Origin of the sequence: Bacillus sp. NPDC060175, from assembly GCF_042728695.1 — a bacterium.
Taxonomy (GTDB): domain Bacteria; phylum Bacillota; class Bacilli; order Bacillales; family Bacillaceae_G; genus Bacillus_A.
On record NZ_JBHWYR010000001.1, the window covers coordinates 196,930 to 214,298 of the forward strand.

Annotated in this window: 16 protein-coding genes; 3 read left to right on the plus strand and 13 right to left on the minus strand. The window is 37.0% G+C overall.

Features of this window, described 5'->3' with window-relative positions:
* The 4 genes from exsA to nadB form a co-directional block, all read right to left on the minus strand.
* On the minus strand, window positions 1-1,395 hold a 1,395-nt coding region (gene exsA, locus ACFWDE_RS01090), incomplete at its 3' end, for a spore coat assembly protein ExsA (protein WP_377889443.1).
* Between the two features lie 222 nt (window positions 1,396-1,617).
* A complete protein-coding gene (nadA, locus tag ACFWDE_RS01095; protein WP_377889445.1) occupies window positions 1,618-2,724 on the minus strand; it encodes a quinolinate synthase NadA in 1,107 nt (368 codons plus the stop codon).
* Between the two features lie 30 nt (window positions 2,725-2,754).
* Window positions 2,755-3,588 carry a carboxylating nicotinate-nucleotide diphosphorylase gene (gene nadC, locus ACFWDE_RS01100; protein WP_377889447.1) on the minus strand — a complete coding sequence of 278 codons (834 nt, stop codon included), beginning with the start codon at window positions 3,586-3,588 and terminating at the stop codon, window positions 2,755-2,757.
* A gap of 19 nt (window positions 3,589-3,607) precedes the next feature.
* Window positions 3,608-5,137: an L-aspartate oxidase gene (gene nadB, locus ACFWDE_RS01105; protein ID WP_377889449.1), complete on the minus strand. Its 1,530-nt coding sequence runs from the start codon at window positions 5,135-5,137 to the stop codon at window positions 3,608-3,610.
* 153 nt (window positions 5,138-5,290) lie between these two features.
* Between nadB and ACFWDE_RS01110 the strand changes: the two genes are divergently transcribed.
* From ACFWDE_RS01110 to ACFWDE_RS01120, 3 genes are all read left to right on the plus strand, one after another.
* Window positions 5,291-6,433 carry an IscS subfamily cysteine desulfurase gene (locus ACFWDE_RS01110; protein WP_377889490.1) on the plus strand — a complete coding sequence of 381 codons (1,143 nt, stop codon included), beginning with the start codon at window positions 5,291-5,293 and terminating at the stop codon, window positions 6,431-6,433.
* A complete protein-coding gene (locus ACFWDE_RS01115) occupies window positions 6,433-6,975 on the plus strand; it encodes a transcription repressor NadR (protein ID WP_016096073.1) in 543 nt (180 codons plus the stop codon). Before ACFWDE_RS01110 ends, ACFWDE_RS01115 begins: the two co-directional genes overlap by 1 nt.
* 90 nt (window positions 6,976-7,065) lie before the next feature.
* The gene (locus ACFWDE_RS01120; RefSeq protein WP_377889451.1) at window positions 7,066-7,713 is read left to right on the plus strand and encodes an MOSC domain-containing protein; all 648 of its coding nucleotides are present in this window, start codon (window positions 7,066-7,068) and stop codon (window positions 7,711-7,713) included.
* A 30-nt stretch (window positions 7,714-7,743) separates the two neighbouring features.
* On the opposite strand, the gene ACFWDE_RS01125 is transcribed toward ACFWDE_RS01120, so the two are convergent.
* The 9 genes from ACFWDE_RS01125 to ACFWDE_RS01165 form a co-directional block, all read right to left on the minus strand.
* Window positions 7,744-7,875: a hypothetical protein gene (locus ACFWDE_RS01125; protein WP_286674622.1), complete on the minus strand. Its 132-nt coding sequence runs from the start codon at window positions 7,873-7,875 to the stop codon at window positions 7,744-7,746.
* 25 nt (window positions 7,876-7,900) lie between these two features.
* The gene (pheA, locus tag ACFWDE_RS01130) at window positions 7,901-8,752 is read right to left on the minus strand and encodes a prephenate dehydratase (RefSeq protein WP_377889453.1); all 852 of its coding nucleotides are present in this window, start codon (window positions 8,750-8,752) and stop codon (window positions 7,901-7,903) included.
* Window positions 8,753-8,848: 96 nt separating this feature from the next.
* Window positions 8,849-10,762 (minus strand): FtsX-like permease family protein, encoded by a 1,914-nt coding sequence (locus ACFWDE_RS01135; protein WP_377889455.1) that lies wholly within the window; start codon window positions 10,760-10,762, stop codon window positions 8,849-8,851.
* A gap of 49 nt (window positions 10,763-10,811) precedes the next feature.
* Window positions 10,812-12,734 (minus strand): FtsX-like permease family protein, encoded by a 1,923-nt coding sequence (locus ACFWDE_RS01140; protein WP_377889457.1) that lies wholly within the window; start codon window positions 12,732-12,734, stop codon window positions 10,812-10,814.
* A complete protein-coding gene (locus ACFWDE_RS01145; protein ID WP_025147485.1) occupies window positions 12,709-13,485 on the minus strand; it encodes an ABC transporter ATP-binding protein in 777 nt (258 codons plus the stop codon). Before ACFWDE_RS01145 ends, ACFWDE_RS01140 begins: the two co-directional genes overlap by 26 nt.
* A 93-nt stretch (window positions 13,486-13,578) precedes the next feature.
* Window positions 13,579-14,661, minus strand: coding sequence for a HAMP domain-containing histidine kinase (locus tag ACFWDE_RS01150; protein WP_377889460.1), 1,083 nt, complete (start codon window positions 14,659-14,661; stop codon window positions 13,579-13,581).
* Window positions 14,651-15,358, minus strand: a complete 708-nt coding sequence (locus ACFWDE_RS01155; RefSeq protein WP_377889462.1) for a response regulator transcription factor — start codon at window positions 15,356-15,358, stop codon at window positions 14,651-14,653. Before ACFWDE_RS01155 ends, ACFWDE_RS01150 begins: the two co-directional genes overlap by 11 nt.
* 172 nt (window positions 15,359-15,530) lie before the next feature.
* On the minus strand, window positions 15,531-16,814 hold the full coding sequence (gene obgE / locus ACFWDE_RS01160) for a GTPase ObgE (protein ID WP_002015378.1): 1,284 nt from the start codon (window positions 16,812-16,814) through the stop codon (window positions 15,531-15,533).
* Window positions 16,814-17,362, minus strand: coding sequence for a Spo0B C-terminal domain-containing protein (locus tag ACFWDE_RS01165; RefSeq protein ID WP_377889464.1), 549 nt, complete (start codon window positions 17,360-17,362; stop codon window positions 16,814-16,816). The genes obgE and ACFWDE_RS01165 overlap by 1 nt, the downstream gene beginning before the upstream one ends.
* Window positions 17,363-17,369 lie beyond the last annotated feature (7 nt).

Genomic DNA, 17,369 nt, shown 5'->3' on the forward strand with positions numbered 1-17,369 from the left:
GTTATCCATTATCGGCATTATATTTGGCATTTGATTGTTATCCATTATCGGCATCATGTTCGGCATTTGGTTGTTATCCATTATCGGCATCATATTTGGCATTTGATTATTATCCATTATCGGCATCATATTCGGCATTTGATTATTATCCATTATCGGCATTATGTTCGGCATTTGATTATTATCCATTATCGGCATTATGTTCGGCATTTGAGTGTTATCCATTATCGGCATTATATTTGGCATTTGAGTGTTATCCATTATCGGCATCATATTCGGCATTTGATTATTATCCATTATCGGCATTATGTTCGGCACTTGAATATTAGGCGGTTTTACTTGCGGGATAATAACACTTTCTTTTGATACGTTTGGTGAGACTATGCTTCCTATATTTTCTTTCTTCACTTGTGGCGAGACTATGCTTCCTACATTTTCTTTTTTCACTTGCGGCGACACTATATTCCCTACATTTTCTTTTTTCACTTGCGGCGACACTATATTCCCTACATTTTCTTTTTTCACTTGCGGCGACACTATATTCCCTACATTTTCTTTCTTCACTTGCGGTGACACTATATTCCCTACATTTTCTTTCTTCACTTGCGGTGACACTATATTCCCTACATTTTCTTTCTTCACTTGCGGTGACACTATGTTTCCTATATTGTCTTTCTTCACTTGCGGTGATGCATTTCCTATATTGTCTTTTTTCGTTTGCGGAGAAATGACGTTGTTAGGCTTCATTTTATTAATTTGAGGAGCAATTAACTCGCTTCCCTTTTTTATTACATCTGAAATTTTATATTCTTTTTTCGCTTTAATCGGCGGTTGTGGTGGCTGTGGTAATACATTAATGGAAAATTTAGTATTTTCTTTCGTAGTCGGTTTTGGTTTTTCTACTTTCTCTACAACAGGTGGTTTTTGAATGACAGGCGGCTTTTCAACTGGTTTTTCTTTTTGCACTTCTTTTTGCGGCTTTACCTGTACTTCTTTTTGTGGTTTCACTTGCATTTCCTTTTGCGGTTTTACCTGCATTTCTTTTTGTGGTTTCACCTGCATTTCTTTTTGCGTTTGTTGCATAGCTGGCTCTTGTGTAATAGGTGCTGACTGATACGTAACTTCTTCTTCATCTTCTATTCCGAGCGGGGTTGGGGTTGATGCAAACTCTTTTTGCTGCACCTCTTTTACATATTGTTTCGGAGGCGCTGACCCCGATCCAGCATGTTGTTTCACATGAACGCTGCTTGATGGTACTTTAATTTTCATCCCTGGCATAATAAGGTCTGGATTACTAAGTTGTGTATTTGTTTTTTTGAGCGTTTCAAAATCCACTCCGTACTTTTTCGCAATTTTCCAAAGGGTATCCCCTTTTTGCACGATATGAATTTTCAAATTTTCCCCCTCCTGTATAACTTATCTATAAGTAAAAACACTTCGAAGTAACACTTTCTAAAAAACTTAACTCCATCTACTTTTATCACTTCTTCTATTTCAATATGGTTTGAAGTGGCATAATCATAAAAAAATCACAATGATTTCCTCAACACAATGTATGCCTATTTCACTCTTCTTATGATTACATGCACGAAAAAAAGCAACGGGAGTTCCGTTGCTTTACACACGCTCTAGCATACGATTCAATGCAAGAATCGCCTCTTCTGTTACTTGTTTTTCCACACGAATAACGTTAATTTGTTCTCCTCTTTCTATATTCTCAAGCGCCCATAACAGGTGAGGTAAATCAATTCGATTCATCGTTAAACAAGGACACATAAACGGATTTAGAGAAATAATTTCTTTATCTGGATGTTGCTGAATAATTCGATTCACTAAATTCATCTCTGTACCAATCGCCCATTTACTTCCTGCTGGAGCTGCTTCAATCATGTCAATAATATATTTCGTTGATCCTGCATAATCAGAGGCAGCTACAACTTCATAGCAACATTCAGGATGAACAATAATATTCATATCCGGATGATTTTTTCGGACACTTTCAATATTTTTCACTGTAAAGTTTTGATGAACAGAACAATGACCTTTCCATAAAATCACTTGAATTTCTTCTATATCTCCATCGTACTCTAATGTATCTGTATGCGGGTTCCACACTGCCATTTTCTCTAAAGGGATCCCTAAATCGTACGCTGTATTTCTCCCTAAATGTTGGTCTGGTAAAAAGACGAGACGCTCTTTTTGTGTAAACGCCCAAGACACCATTTGTTTTGCATTAGAAGAGGTTACTGTTGCCCCCCCGTTACGACCACAAAACGCTTTAATCGCAGCTGTTGAATTTACATACGTTAGCGGAATCATCGTATCCCCAAATAATCTCGTGAGCTCTTTCCACGCTCTTTCTGTTTGTTCAATATCTGCCATGTCTGCCATAGAACAGCCGGCACGCATATCTGGTAAGATGACAATTTGATCATTTGTCGTTAACATATCTGCCGTTTCTGCCATAAAGTGCACACCACAAAACACAATATATTTTGCCTCTTTATTACTCGCTGCAACTTGCGCCAGTTGAAGTGAGTCCCCTGCTGCATCTGAAAATTGCACCACTTCATCTTTTTGATAATGATGTCCTGGAATAAATAGTAATGCCCCCATTTTTTCTTTAATTTCACGGACACGCTCTTCCATCTCTAATGTAGACATCGTTTGATAACGCTCTGGTAACATTACTTCGATTGGCTGAACTTTCTCTAAAATACCCATTTATGATTCTCCCCCTCTAAACCACTCTCATTAGGCCTCAATATTAAAACTAATATCAAGTGCTTTCACTGAATGTGTTAACGCTCCAAGTGAAATATAATCTACCCCTGTTTTTCCGTATTTTGATAAATCTTCAATTGTAATACCACCTGAAGCCTCCGTAACGATGGCACTTGGTACAATTTTTGAAAACTCACGAATCTCTTCTGGCGTACAATTATCGAACATAATAACATCTGCGCCGGCCTCTACTGCTTCTCTTACTTGCGCCTCTGTCTCTGTTTCAACTTCTACTTTCACCATATGTCCCAATCTTTCTTTCACCGATGTAACAGCTTTTGTAATCGAGCTAGCAAAAGCAATATGATTGTCTTTAATCATGACACCATCATATAAACCGAATCTGTGGTTAAATCCGCCCCCGCATACTACCGCATACTTATCAAACATACGTAGTCCTGGCATCGTTTTTCTCGTATCACAAATGCGTGTATGACTGCTATCTAAAGCAAAAACCGCCTTACGTGTCATCGTCGCTATCCCGCTCATACGCTGGATAACGTTTAATATAACGCGCTCTGCCGTTAATAATGATGCGATTGGGCCTTGCACAGTTGCAATTATTTCGCCTTTTTCTACAAGATCCCCATCTTTTTTATGAAGTTCAACTTCAATTTTCTGATCAATTAATTTAAATCCTTCTTCAATTACTAAGCGCCCTGCAAATACCCCTGTATCCTTTACAAGAAACGTTCCTTTCGCAAGTGCATTATCGGGAAAGATAAGCTGAGATGTTACATCTCTTTCTCCTATATCTTCTAGAAAAAATCGATTTAATGCTTCCTTAACTTTTAACGTATTCATAAAACCCCTCTTCCCCTTATTAAACAAGTTGTAGTTTTCTTCTCACTCGGATAATCTCTTTTTTCACGCTATTTCTTTCTGGATAATCAATGCGATAATGACCACCAATACTGTCTTCTCTTTGTAAAGCTGATACTGTTATAAGCTCACAAACTGTTAACATATTAATAAGCGTTATCTCTTCATTTGTAAGTGCATCATATTGTAAGATCATATTTAGCACACCGTACCTACTAAACCATCTCTTAACATATGATAAATTTTTCTCAGTTCGCACAATCCCAACATGCTTCATCATGTATTCTTGTATTTCTTCTTTCAACGGTAAATCATTAAGAGCTATAAAACTTTTCCCTCTCTCTTCCGGCACATTTTTTCTTTCCTCTGCTGGTTTAGCTAAAATGTGTTTTCCTATTCGTCTTCCAAACACAAGACCTTCTAATAATGAATTACTCGCCAATCTATTCGCACCATGAACTCCATTACAAGCCACTTCACCGACCGCATATAAGTTTGAAATGGACGTCTCTCCGTCACAATTCGTCTTCACGCCGCCCATATGAAAATGAGCACCAGGTACGACCGGAATAAGGTTCCCTTTTAAATCAACGCCATTCTTTTTACATAATGATGAGACGGTCGGAAAACGTTGTTCAAAGTTTTGAATGGCTTCGATGTTTAAGTACACTGTTTCACCCGCAAGGAGTTGTTCATGAATAGCCCTTGCCACTACATCACGCGGTGCGAGATCTTTCCCGGGATGTACATCCATCATAAAACGCTGTCCTTTTGCATTTATAAGGACAGCTCCTTCACCACGGACTGCTTCAGAAACGAGACCACAACATCGCCCGTCCACGTATAACATCGTCGGATGAAATTGTACAAATTCTAAATCAACAAGTTCTCCCCCAGCTCGATATATCATCGCAAGTCCATCGCCTGTAATTGTCTCATCATTCGATGTAAAGGCGTACAAACCACCTATTCCTCCTGATGCTAACACCGTATTATCAGCATAGTAACGCTTCAGCTTCCCTTCACTATTTCGCGTTAAAGCTCCTATGCATTTATTATTTTCTATAATAAAATCGAGCACCATTTCATGCTCAACGACAGTAACATTCGGAACTACTTCTTGTATTAAATGCTCTAATAAATTTTTACCAGTTGCATCTCCTCCCGCATGTAAAATACGCCGTTTTCGATGCGCTCCTTCTTTACCAAGGTGGAGCCCTTTTTCATCCCCATCAAATTTCATTCCATTTGTAATAAGCTTACTTATTTCTTTCGGCCCCTCTTCAACTAAATAACGAACTGCTTCTTCGTTGTTATAATGGCAACCTGCCACTAATGTATCTTCAAAATGCTCACTCGGATCGTCATATGTAGCAACAGCTGCTGCAATTCCTCCTTGAGCTAAATGTGTATTGTTATTACGTCCTGTTTTTTTTGTGATAATTATCACATTCTTTTCGTGACAAAGCTCTTTCGCAACACGAAGCGCTGCAACGCCGCTTCCAATAATCAAGACATCTGCACTTGGCATAATTGTTGCCTCCTACTTTACACTTTTCAACTGTCTTGACACCTATATTTACATAGTTTTAAAATAATGACAAGAGTTTTTTTACAATTCTTATTTTCACTATCATTCTAAGAACGAAAATTAATATCACTCTTACTAAAGAGAGGAAATTATATAATGATATATCTTGATTATGCAGCAACAACACCTATGAGCGAAGAAGCTTTAGAAACATATATAGCAGCGACAAAAACATATTTTGGAAATGAACAAAGTTTACACGATATCGGAGGAAGCGCATCATCTTTATTACAAGTTTGTAGAGAAACATTTGCAGAAATGATTGGGGGTAAGGAACAAGGTGTATTCTTTACAAGCGGCGGTTCCGAATCTAACTACCTTGCGATTCAATCCCTTCTAAATGCTAAAAACGGGAAGCATATTATTACGACACCTATGGAACACGCATCGATTCGAAGTTATTTTCACTCCTTACAATCGCAAGGCTATACTATTACTGAGATTCCTGTTGATAAAAGCGGGATAATTCATTTAGTAGATTTAGAAGCAGCTATTACGGAAAATACTGTTCTAGCAAGTATACAGCATGGAAACTCTGAAATTGGGACCGTTCAAAACATTGCAGAGATCGGAGCACTTTTAAAAAAATATAATGTTTTATTTCATTCGGATTGTGTTCAAACGTTTGGTAAACTTCCAATAGACGTTACAGCGATGGAGATTGATAGTCTCTCTGTTTCAGCCCATAAAATATACGGACCAAAAGGAGTTGGAGCTTGCTATATAAATCCGCAAGTTCGCTGGGAACAAGTATTTCCGGGAACTTCTCATGAAAAAGGCTTTCGCCCTGGTACGGTGAACGTTCCTGGAATCGCTGCTTTTTTAACAGCCGCAGAGCATATATTAAAGAATCAAAAGGAAGAGAGCTTTCGTTTTAAACAATTACGATCTTATTTTTTAGAGCAATTACAAACACTTCCTCTAGAAATTGAAGTGAAAGGACATTCTACTTCTTGTTTACCACATATTATTGGGGTTACAATAAAAGGAATAGAAGGTCAGTATACAATGTTAGAATGCAACCGTCATGGTATAGCCATTTCAACTGGAAGTGCTTGCCAAGTCGGTAAACAAGAACCTTCAAAAACAATGCTTGCAATTGGAAAAACGTATGAAGAGGCAAAACAATATGTCCGCTTTTCTTTCGGACATCACACGACGAAAGAACAAATTGATACAACTATTCATGCACTACACACAATTGGAAATCAATTTTATAGAGGTGTTAAATCATAATGAAACAAAATGATCAAAAAAAGATTTTAGGTGAAGAAAGACGACAACTCATCCTTCAGTGGCTTCTCGCTGCAAATGAACCGTTATCTGGAAACGAACTATCTAAAAAGACAAACGTAAGTAGGCAAGTTATCGTTCAAGACATTTCCTTACTAAAAGCACGAAATGAACCAATTATTGCGACTGCACAAGGGTATTTATATTTAAAACCACAAACAAGGCAACAAGCTTTTGAACGCGTAATCGTATGCCAACACAAACCAGCAGAAGTACGTCAAGAGCTTACTATGTTAGTTGACCACGGCGTTACGATTAAAGACGTAAAAGTTGAGCATCCTGTATACGGCGACTTAACGGCATCGATTATGGTAAGTAATCGCTTTGATGTAGAGCAATATTTACAAAAAATCGAAAACACAAACGCTTCCTATCTTTCACAACTAACAGATGGTATTCACTTACATACAATCGAAGCAGATTCTAAAGAGAAGTTAGATGCCGCTTGTGAGGCACTAGATCGAGCTGGATTTCTCGTTTATTAATTAATGTAAAGCACAGAGTTTTTCATCATTCTCTGTGCTTTTATTTTGTAAATGTTATAATATTGTAATCAATTGTAAAGGAGGTCAACTATGGGAATTGAACTCGTTCACTTTAGCACCGGTAAACCGAAACAAATGAAATATGGCGAAGATAAAGAAATGATTACTGGTATATGTAAAGAACTTACAGAAAAAGCTTTTCTCTCAAAAGATGGATTCCGTGGTGATGATGTAGCGGATTTAAAACATCACGGGGGACCTGATCGCGCTGTTTGTGTGTACCCACACGAGCATTACGCACTATGGGAAGAAGAATTCCAAACAACACTTCCAGCTTCCACATTTGGCGAAAATATTACGGTAACAAATATGTTAGAGCGTGATGTATGCATCGGAGATACATATCAACTAGGCGAAGCAATCATTCAAGTAACACAAGCTCGCGTACCTTGCAGCACAATTTCAAAACGTCTTGGTATTCCTGGCATTTTACCACGCATTGTAGCAACTGGATATACTGGCTACTTATGCCGCGTTCTTCAAGAAGGTACTGTGCGTAAGGATTCTAAAATCACATTACTAGAGCGTCATCCAAGCAATGTATCTGTTCTCTTCTCTAACGAAATCTATTTTCATAATAGAAAAGATAAAGATGGCCTTGAAAAGATTCTTGCTGTTCCAGAACTAGCTGATATTTGGCGTGGCCAGTTAGAGGATCGTCTTGCGAAGTTGAAATAAAAAAACCCACCTTCTGCAGGTGGGTTTTTATTAATCTAGCAAAATCGCTTCTGCTACTTCAATAGAATAGACAGCTTGCTCTGCCCCAAACCGATAATACGTTTGAATTAACTTCATACGTAACTTTTCTAAAAGTTTACGCGAAGGTACGTTTCGTTTCAAGCAAGTTTAACAGCCTCCTCGCTTTTTACAACCAATAAGAAGAATAGCTCCCCAGCACAGTAACAGAAAAACCGAGCGCTTCAAGTTCCATCGTTACACCTGGCAATAATACGTCATCATATGCTTTATCTACGTCGATTAAGAAAAAGTAATTTCCAAGACCTGTTTTCATCGGGCGCGATTCAATTTTGGATAAGTTTAATTTTCTCCATGCGAAAGCTGATAACACTTGATATAGCGCTCCCGCATAATCTGCAGGTAACGTTATCATAAGCGTCGTTTTCTCGCCGCGATTTTCTCCGTTATTCGGGAGTACTGCTTTCCTTTTCTTATGGAGAACAAGGAAACGTGTATGATTGTTTTTATGCGTATGAATATCACGTCTTACAATTGTTAATCCGTACTTTTCTGCCGCTGCTTCATTTGCAATGGCGGCAACTTTTTCTTCAGGATGTTCTTTCACATATTGTGCAGCAGCACTTGTTGATGTCATATCCCGAACGGTTACCCCTTTTAATTCTTCATTTAAAAACTTATGACACTGAGCGATAGCATGCGGATGAGAATGTACTGCATATACTTCTTCCCACACTTCTGCATACTGCGGATGTACAAGTAGATGTTGCTGAATTGGTACTGTAATTTCTCCTACAATAGAAAGCGGTTGCTCATGTACGAGGTAATCAACCGTTATATTGACTGAACCTTCAATCGCATTTTCTAACGGTACAACTGCGAAGTCCACATTTTCATTTGCGGCTGCATCTATACAATCTGGAATCGTCCGATACGGTACATGCTCTGCTTCCGGAAAAAAACGACTCACCGCCATATTTGTAAATGTTGCTTCTGGTCCTAAATATCCTACTCGAATCATCGTCTTTTCCCCTCTTTTTCGTTTTCTTACTGTTATACCATACTTTTTTATATTCTTCTATGTAAATTTCGAATATTAAAAAAAGACTAGCGTTCGCTAGTCTAGATGTTTCCTATATTCTCTTTGAGCGAAGAAGAAATAAATGATGCATGCAGCGATGTAAAATAGAATAAACAAGCCTACTTTTCTTAATGAACCGTCCATAAAGACAGTATTATGAAACGTATATAACGCAACTGCACTATGCATACTTCCTACTATAATAGGCGCAAAAAATAACATACATAATTGCCAACGAGAAACCTTCCACACTTCTTCCTTCGTCATTCCAAGTTTAGATAGTGCTCCGTACTGCTTTCGATCCGATGCAATATTATGAAACCATTTAAAATATACGATACTACATGAAGTAAGAAAGAATAATATACTAATGAATGAACCTACAAATAGAGTAATATCGCCGCCTTCTTTCATATTCACATATAACTCCATATTACTTCGAAATGCATCATTATTATCTTGTTTCATATGTTTCCGTAAATCTTCATTTAATTTCTTCGTATTTTCGATATTTGGTAATGTGTAGCCTCTATATATCATTTTTTCAGAATCCGGAATTTTATTTGCTATACTGTTAAAATCTTCATCATTCATGACGAAAAACAGACCATTAATGTATGAAGGGTGATAGTTAAATTGTACCCCTTCTTTCTGACCGTTATATACAAATTGATATGTTTGATTCATTACTTGCACTTGAATCTCTTTTTGATTATATACATTTGGATAATTGCGTTTATTATAATAAACAAGTGTAACTGTTCCTTTTTTAGGATGATACATTTTCTGTTTTTGTTTTCTCGCCTCTTGATTGTATTCACTTTCCTTTATAAGCGGCGCTATTGTTGTTTCTCCCTTATTGGACTGAAAGGATGCATACACTCCAACAAAACTCATATATTGAAAATCATCATATCCATATTGATGTAATAAGTTTTCAACCTTGTCTTTCTCGAAAACTTCATGAGCAGAAGTGCCTTTTTCTATGTATGAAAATGAGTGTACTCCTCCGCCACGCCACATATCTTGCATGCTAGAAAAATATAAGAACACCGTACCTGTCGCCGTAACGACAAACGTTGTTGCCATAGACAACAGAAAGAAAAAGCGACTATTTTCCTTCATTCGATGTGACAATTGATTCACTATAAATAAATACGGATATGTATACATAATCCTTTTATTTCTTTTTATCACTTCTAATATTTGTGTAGCGCCATGTGTAAATGAGAAATACGTCCCAAAAGAAATGAGTATAACAACCGGAAGAAAGTATAATGCTATCGTTGTCATCGTCACTTGTAGCGCTAACGCATATCCCGTCCCTAAACAAGCAAAACCGAATAAACAAAGCCACTTTGATGTTTTCCTCTCTCGTTTATCTGTTCGAAATTCTTTTAATAACCGTATGATTTTTATATTCCATATACGTAAAGCACTTACAAAAGATAACAGAACAAAGACGAGCATATATGTAACAAACGTTACACCAACCGCTCTCATGTCAAATATGACAGGGAGTTCTTTCGGAAGATGAAGTAACATACTAAATACCATAAAAAAGAATTTCAAAAAAATCATGCCAAGCCCAATACCGAAAATATTAGCGGAAATTCCGATCAATATTTGCTCGGTCATAATCACTCCTATTACGTTAGATTTCGTTGCTCCCATTAACATATATAACCCTAATTCTTTCTTACGTGCTTCTATAAAAATAGAAGTAGAATACAAAATAAATATGACGAAAAAAGAAATAATTATAACGTTACATATGATAAGTCCCCAGCGTACATTTTGATACCACATCGTCTCTTGCATATACGGATGTACAATAACAGACATATATGCAAAAGACGCAAATATTGCAAAACAACTACTTAAGAAAAACACTTTATAATTACGCCAATTTCCCTTTATATTTTGTAGCGCCAGTTGCCAAATGTTCATCTATCGTCCTCCTGTACCTTACTACATAGGTAAAAAGCTAGAGGTTTCCCTAGCTTTTTACGTGTTTTAAATATCCTCTTTGCGCAATCATAAAGTAAATGGCAGAAGCTAAAATATAAGCCCCTATTACAATCGCACCTGATTTCCATAAATCGATATAAAGCATTTTCCCTAACGTATGAAGAGCAAATCCACTATGAATTGTACCGATTAAGATTGGGATAAAGAAGATAACGCCCATTTGACGAATTGCAATTTTACGGATTTCCTTATCAGTCATACCAATTCTTTTCAATGACTTAAATTGAATACGATCTTGTTCTTTATCGTTAAACCATTTAAAGTATGTCATGCTACAAGCGAAGAAGAAGAACAGTACTGCTACGAAGAAACCGATGAACATTGTAATTGCTCCAGATTCTCTTATATCTTTATAAGCAAACACTGAATTTTTCAGTTCTCCTTGCTTTTCTGGTGCAATTTGCTTTTTCAAATCTAGCACAAGGTCTTCCGTACTTTTCCAGTCTTCAATATAATAACCGTAATATTTCGTCTTTTCTTCATCTGGTACGAGCTTTGCATACTTCTCAAAATCTTGATCATTCACAATGAGATATTCGCTATCGTTAAAAACAGAATATGACGTTGGCTCATTTAATTGAACAGACTGCTTTTGTCCATTAATTGTAAATTCATACGGTTTAGTACGATCTATTTTCATAAGTTCATTTGCTGCATCAACCATAACCATCGTCGCACTACCTGGCGCATTATGAACCTCTGTAATTTGCTCTTTCTTTTGTTCACGCACTTCTGCGTTATATTCTTTTTCTGAAATAATCGTCATTGGTACTTCACGTTCACTGTTAAACAACATTATTTTCTGTGTTGCAGGTAGTTTTACGTAGGTTACTTTTCGTGCATCTTCAAACCCATGTTTTTTTACAATCTCTTGTACTTTTTCTTCATTAATAAGACTATGCGTATTTAACCCCTTTTCCTCATATGAAATAGCATGTGGCGTAAGCTCTACCGTTTTTGCACTCATATTTTCATAATATACATACAGCGTACCAACTGCTGAGGAAACAACCGCCGTAATAATAGAAATGATAAATAGAAAACGAGCATTATCTTTCATTTTATAAATAAGATTACTAAGCACGAACATATTTGGATATGTATAAAAAGATTGTTTTCTTTTTTGCAATGCTTTTAATACGACTGTACTTCCTTGCGTAAATAGTAAATACGTTCCGCCAATGGTCAATCCTACAATTGGTAAGAAATATATAATAAAATTCATAATTGTTACTTGGAAGCAAAGGACATATGCAGCAATGATACATCCTATACCGGCTACACATAACCATGTAAATGCAAACGGCTCTATTTTTTGTTTTCTTGCTTCTCTTAATAAATCAATAATTTGTAAGCGTCCTACTGTCCAAACACTAAACAATGATAGTATTAAAAAGAGGATAAAGTATATACCAGCTGTAATAAGAACTGCTTTTCCATTCCACACAAGCGGCAGTGTTTTATCAATTTTTAGTAAGACACTGAGTGCTTGGAAGAAAAGTTTTGAACAAAGCATTCCAATCCCAATACCTACTACAATGGCAATACTACCTAACATCAGTTGCTCTAATATAATCATTCGGCCGAGCTGAGACTTCGTTCCACCTATTAATGTTAATAAACCGAATTCTTTTTTTCTTGCTCGTAAAAACGTTGAATTCGCATATAAAATAAAGAGTGCTGAGAAGATGACTACGATATAATTCATTGATTCTAACCCTTTTGTAATCATCGTCTTCATACTAATATTACCGCTTACGACATCTGGATGATAAATGAAGGAAGCGTACATAAAAAATACGACAATCGATAAACAACTACTAATAAGGAACGCTTTATAATTACGCCAATTTCCTTTTACATTGTTAAGCGCGAGCTGGCGAAAGTTCATGATATTCCCCCCCTAGCATCGCAAGTACGTCCAAAATTTCTTGGAAAAAGGCTTGTTTCGTTCTTCCTTTATGTATTTCTGAGAAGATCTCTCCATCACGTATGAAGAGGATACGTTCACAATAACTAGCCGCTACCGGATCATGTGTTACCATTGCAATGGTTACTTTCTTTTGCTCATGTAAATCTTGAAGTGCTCCCATTAATGACTTCGCTGATTTCGAATCTAAGTTTCCAGTTGGCTCATCCGCTAAAATTAATGTTGGGTCATGAATAATTGCCCTTGCAGCAGCTGCACGTTGTTGTTGTCCTCCCGATACTTCGTATACTTTTTTATTTAAAATTTCTTCGATGTTTAAAAACTTCGCAATTTCAAGTACTTTCGCATCAATTTCTTTTACAGACTTCTTCGCCATTACAAGCGGCAAAATAATATTTTCTTTAATGGATAACGTATCAAGTAAGTTGAAATCTTGGAAAATGAATCCTAAATGTGTACGGCGAAATTCCGCCAATTTTGCAGCACGCATTTGATTAATTTCTTCACCGTTTACAAGCACATGACCTGAAGTTTGCTTATCAATTGTCGCTAATAAATTTAAAAGCGTTGTTTTACCGCTCCCTGAAGGCCCCATAATTCCTACAAATTCGCCTTCTTCAATTTTAAAATTTATATCATTTAAAGCAGTCGTCGCTACTGAACCTTTTGATTGATACACCTTTGTTAATCCTTTTACTTCAAGAACACTCATTTCTAATCCCCCTATGTGTTTTCTTCTTACATTTACTATAAGAAAAATAAGAAAAAGAAACGAGTGATTTTCCTTACAAAACGTTTTGTTATCTTACAGTTTTGTCATTTTTCTCATTAATGTATGATATTCTTCATCTTTTGCAAATTGGAACGTAAAAATTGTCCCTTCTCCTTCAGCCGATTGAACATAAATTCTATGATGTAAATTATCGCAAATTTCTTTCGTAATATATAAGCCCATTCCAGTCGCTTCCCTCGTTTTACGGCCGTTTACCCCCGTAAAGAATGGGTCAAATATACGCTTTACATCTTGCTCTGGAATACCGATTCCATTGTCCTTAATATGTAATAGCACCTTTTGATCTTTCTCTTCAATTTGAAATTGAATTTCTTTTTTCCCTGCTTCTGAAATTTTTGTATACTTAATTGCGTTCACAACAATTTGGCTCATAGCGATACTAAGCCACTTTCTATCAGACGCAATCATACAATTCTCTTCTTCAAACATCAGTTTCGGAAATACAGAAGATTGAATGAACGACTTTCGATTTTCATTAATAATATCTCGAATGACATCTATAACATTTACTACTTCTACTTTATAGTCTTTCGAAAACTGATCTAACCTTGCCATATGTAACGCTAAATCTAACCCATTTAAAATACGGTTATTTTCTTCACGAATACTTTCAATCGTTCCCCTTGCTTCACGGTGTTCCTTACCATATTTCTGTAACAATAATTCAATAACGGATACTGGTGTTTTCATTTGATGGATCCATTGATTCATGAAAATCATTTGCTGTTGCTCTTTTGCATGCTGTTTATGAACTTCATTCATATATTGCTGCCTTAATAGCGTAAACGCTTCAACAACCAGTTCTTGCTCTGACGTATAAGAAGTATCGATAAGTAAAGAGTCATGTAATGTATGTCCACCGGCAATATACTGTTCTATTCTCTTTAAAAACACACTTCGTTTTCGGTAATCGTAAATAAGGTATACACTAAATACAACTGTCCCTAATAACAGTCCGTATAGCCATGTACTCCAGTCCAGCGAACGCTTTTCTAAAAGGCTTTGCAACTGCAATACGAGCCCAAATAAACAAAGGCTTATAATGTAAGAAAGGATTAAGGAAAAACGGTCTATGAGGTAGCTTTTAACCTTCATACCCTTCGCCCCACTCAGTAAGAAGAGCATAACCGTACCCACGCTTTGTGACAATTGCATTTTTAATGCCTAACTCCTCAAGTTTCTTCCTTACACGCTTTACATTCACAGTTAATGTATTATCATCAACAAAAGCTACTTCATCCCATAAAGCCTCTAACAGCTCTTCACGTGTTACATATTGGTTCGCTTGTTTCATTAAACATTCTAATAAATAAAATTCATTTTTTGTAAGTTCAGTTTGTTGCCCTTTCCACTCTACTGTGTGCTGTGATGGGAATAATAACAATCCATTAACACCTAAACAATCACTTTCCGCGGCCAAAGCATATTCACCATACCCGCGGCGAAGTGCACTCTTCACCTTTGCCATTACGATATCTAAATGGAACGGCTTTGTAATATAATCATCCCCGCCATTCTCAATCGCCATCACTTGATCCATTTCCCCTGTCCTTGCAGACACGAAAATAATTGGCGCATTCGATACAATGCGGATTTGGCGGCACCAGTAGAAGCCATCAAAGTATGGCAAATTAATATCAAGTAACACAAGATGAGGACTTACTTTTACAAACTCATCTTTTATATGACGTAAATCGCTTACTCTGAAAGATTGATATCCATACCTTTCTAAATGCTCCTCTAATATCTCTGCAATTTTTTCATCATCTTCTACAATTAATATTTTATACATGTTCTTTTTCTCCCCATAAAACATTTTTCTAAAACCACTCCTTTTTTCATTATAAATTGAAACTTTAATCAATGGGGATTTTTTCCTATATCGACTTATGGTTCACCTATACGAATCGGATCCTTACTGGACTCAAATAGCGAAAAAAAAAGACCGCCATATTTCGGCAGTCTTAATCGATAAATTCAAATTGATATTCAAGAATTTTTACAATATCTCCGTCTGTTGCACCACGTGCACGAAGGGCTTCATCGATACCCATTCCACGCATTTGACGAGCAAATCGGCGTACAGATTCATCACGTGAGAAGTCTGTCATCTTGAATGTTTTCTCAATATCATAACCAGAAATAACAAATGTGCCATCACTTTCGCGTGTAATTTCAAAATTAGATTCAGATTCAAATTTGTACATTACACTTGCTTCAGATTCTTCTACATCATCGTACATTGGGAATTCTGGTGTTGTTTCTAATAAGTTCGCTACTTCAAATAGTAAGTCACGAACACCTTGTTTCGTTACAGCTGAGATTGGGAAAATTTTCACTTCGTCTCCCAATTTCTCCTTAAATGCTTGTAAGTTTTCTTCTGCATCTGGCATATCCATTTTGTTTGCAACAACAACTTGTGGACGCTCAGTTAAACGCATATTATATTCTTTTAGTTCATTATTGATTGTGACATAATCTTCATATGGCTCACGTCCTTCTAAACCAGACATATCGATAACGTGCACAATTACACGTGTACGTTCGATATGACGTAAGAATTGGTGTCCAAGTCCAACGCCGGAGTGTGCGCCTTCAATTAGTCCAGGAAGGTCAGCCATAACGAAGCTGCGGTTATCACCAGTTTCAACAACACCAAGATTCGGAACGATTGTTGTAAAGTGATATTCTGCAATTTTCGGACGCGCTGATGATACAACAGATAATAATGTAGATTTACCTACACTTGGGAATCCAACAAGTCCAACATCTGCTAGCACTTTAAGTTCTAGCGTGACATCACGTTCTTGACCTGGTTCCCCGTTCTCAGCGATTTCTGGCGCTGGGTTCGTCGCTGTTGCGAAACGTGAGTTACCACGGCCACCACGGCCACCTCTTGCGATTACAGCTGTTTGTTCATGCGTTACTAAATCGGCAAGAATTTCACCTGTTTTTTCATCTTTCACTATTGTTCCTGGTGGAACCTTTACGATTAAATCTTCAGATTTACGACCGTGCTGACCTTTACTCATTCCGTGCTGACCGCGATCAGCTTTGAAATGACGTTGGTAGCGGAAGTCCATTAATGTACGTAAGCCTTCCTCAACAACAAAAACAACATCTGCACCTTTACCACCGTCGCCACCTGCTGGGCCACCTTTAGGTACATACTTCTCACGACGATACGCAACCATTCCGTTACCACCGTCGCCGCCTTTTACATATATCTTGACCTGATCTACAAACATTATTTCACCACACTTTTTTCGATTAGTTGTAATATAACTGAGACTTCTTCGTCTCGTACTGTATAAGAAATGGAATACCATTTATTGTTTTGGTTCGCAAGCCACGTTTGTAGTTCTTCTACATTCGTTAGCTTTCCACGAAAATCAAAAAAGAAACGAGCATTCTCCGCGTCACATTCAATTGTGATACAAACATAATTTTCAACATATACGTCTAAACTATGCTGAAGCATTAAGAAAAACTGATTCGTCCATGTACATACAGTCTCATCTAGATGAGATAAGTTATGTAATTTCCCTAATACTTCGTACTCCAATAAGCACGGTTGCTGTTTCCAATTATATGTTAAAATCCACTCTGAAAATAAAGGCATTGATAGCCCCATCAGATTGGATTCTTGTCTCGCTTCTTGGACAAAACGATCGATGAGCCCATGAATCTCTTCCACTTTTCCAAGGGAAAGATTTCCTTTAACCATCTGCAAACGATTGAGCCAATCATGTCTTGAGTGGCTCAACGCATCTATAATTGTCCATTTTTCATTCATTTAGATA

Bases quoted from the DNA above. Each gene is read 5' to 3' on its own strand.
- nadB (WP_377889449.1), bottom strand. From the start codon at position 5,137: ATGCCAAGTGCAGATGTCTTGATTATTGGAAGCGGCGTTGCAGCGCTT.
- ACFWDE_RS01115 (WP_016096073.1), top strand. From the start codon at position 6,433: ATGAAACAAAATGATCAAAAAAAGATTTTAGGTGAAGAAAGACGACAA.
- ACFWDE_RS01120 (WP_377889451.1), top strand. From the start codon at position 7,066: ATGGGAATTGAACTCGTTCACTTTAGCACCGGTAAACCGAAACAAATG.
- nadC (WP_377889447.1), bottom strand. From the start codon at position 3,588: ATGAATACGTTAAAAGTTAAGGAAGCATTAAATCGATTTTTTCTAGAA.
- nadA (WP_377889445.1), bottom strand. From the start codon at position 2,724: ATGGGTATTTTAGAGAAAGTTCAGCCAATCGAAGTAATGTTACCAGAG.
- ACFWDE_RS01145 (WP_025147485.1), bottom strand. From the start codon at position 13,485: ATGAGTGTTCTTGAAGTAAAAGGATTAACAAAGGTGTATCAATCAAAA.
- obgE (WP_002015378.1), bottom strand. From the start codon at position 16,814: ATGTTTGTAGATCAGGTCAAGATATATGTAAAAGGCGGCGACGGTGGT.
- ACFWDE_RS01140 (WP_377889457.1), bottom strand. From the start codon at position 12,734: ATGAACTTTCGCCAGCTCGCGCTTAACAATGTAAAAGGAAATTGGCGT.
- pheA (WP_377889453.1), bottom strand. From the start codon at position 8,752: ATGATTCGAGTAGGATATTTAGGACCAGAAGCAACATTTACAAATATG.
- ACFWDE_RS01150 (WP_377889460.1), bottom strand. From the start codon at position 14,661: ATGAAGGTTAAAAGCTACCTCATAGACCGTTTTTCCTTAATCCTTTCT.
- ACFWDE_RS01155 (WP_377889462.1), bottom strand. From the start codon at position 15,358: ATGTATAAAATATTAATTGTAGAAGATGATGAAAAAATTGCAGAGATA.
- ACFWDE_RS01135 (WP_377889455.1), bottom strand. From the start codon at position 10,762: ATGAACATTTGGCAACTGGCGCTACAAAATATAAAGGGAAATTGGCGT.
- ACFWDE_RS01165 (WP_377889464.1), bottom strand. From the start codon at position 17,362: ATGAATGAAAAATGGACAATTATAGATGCGTTGAGCCACTCAAGACAT.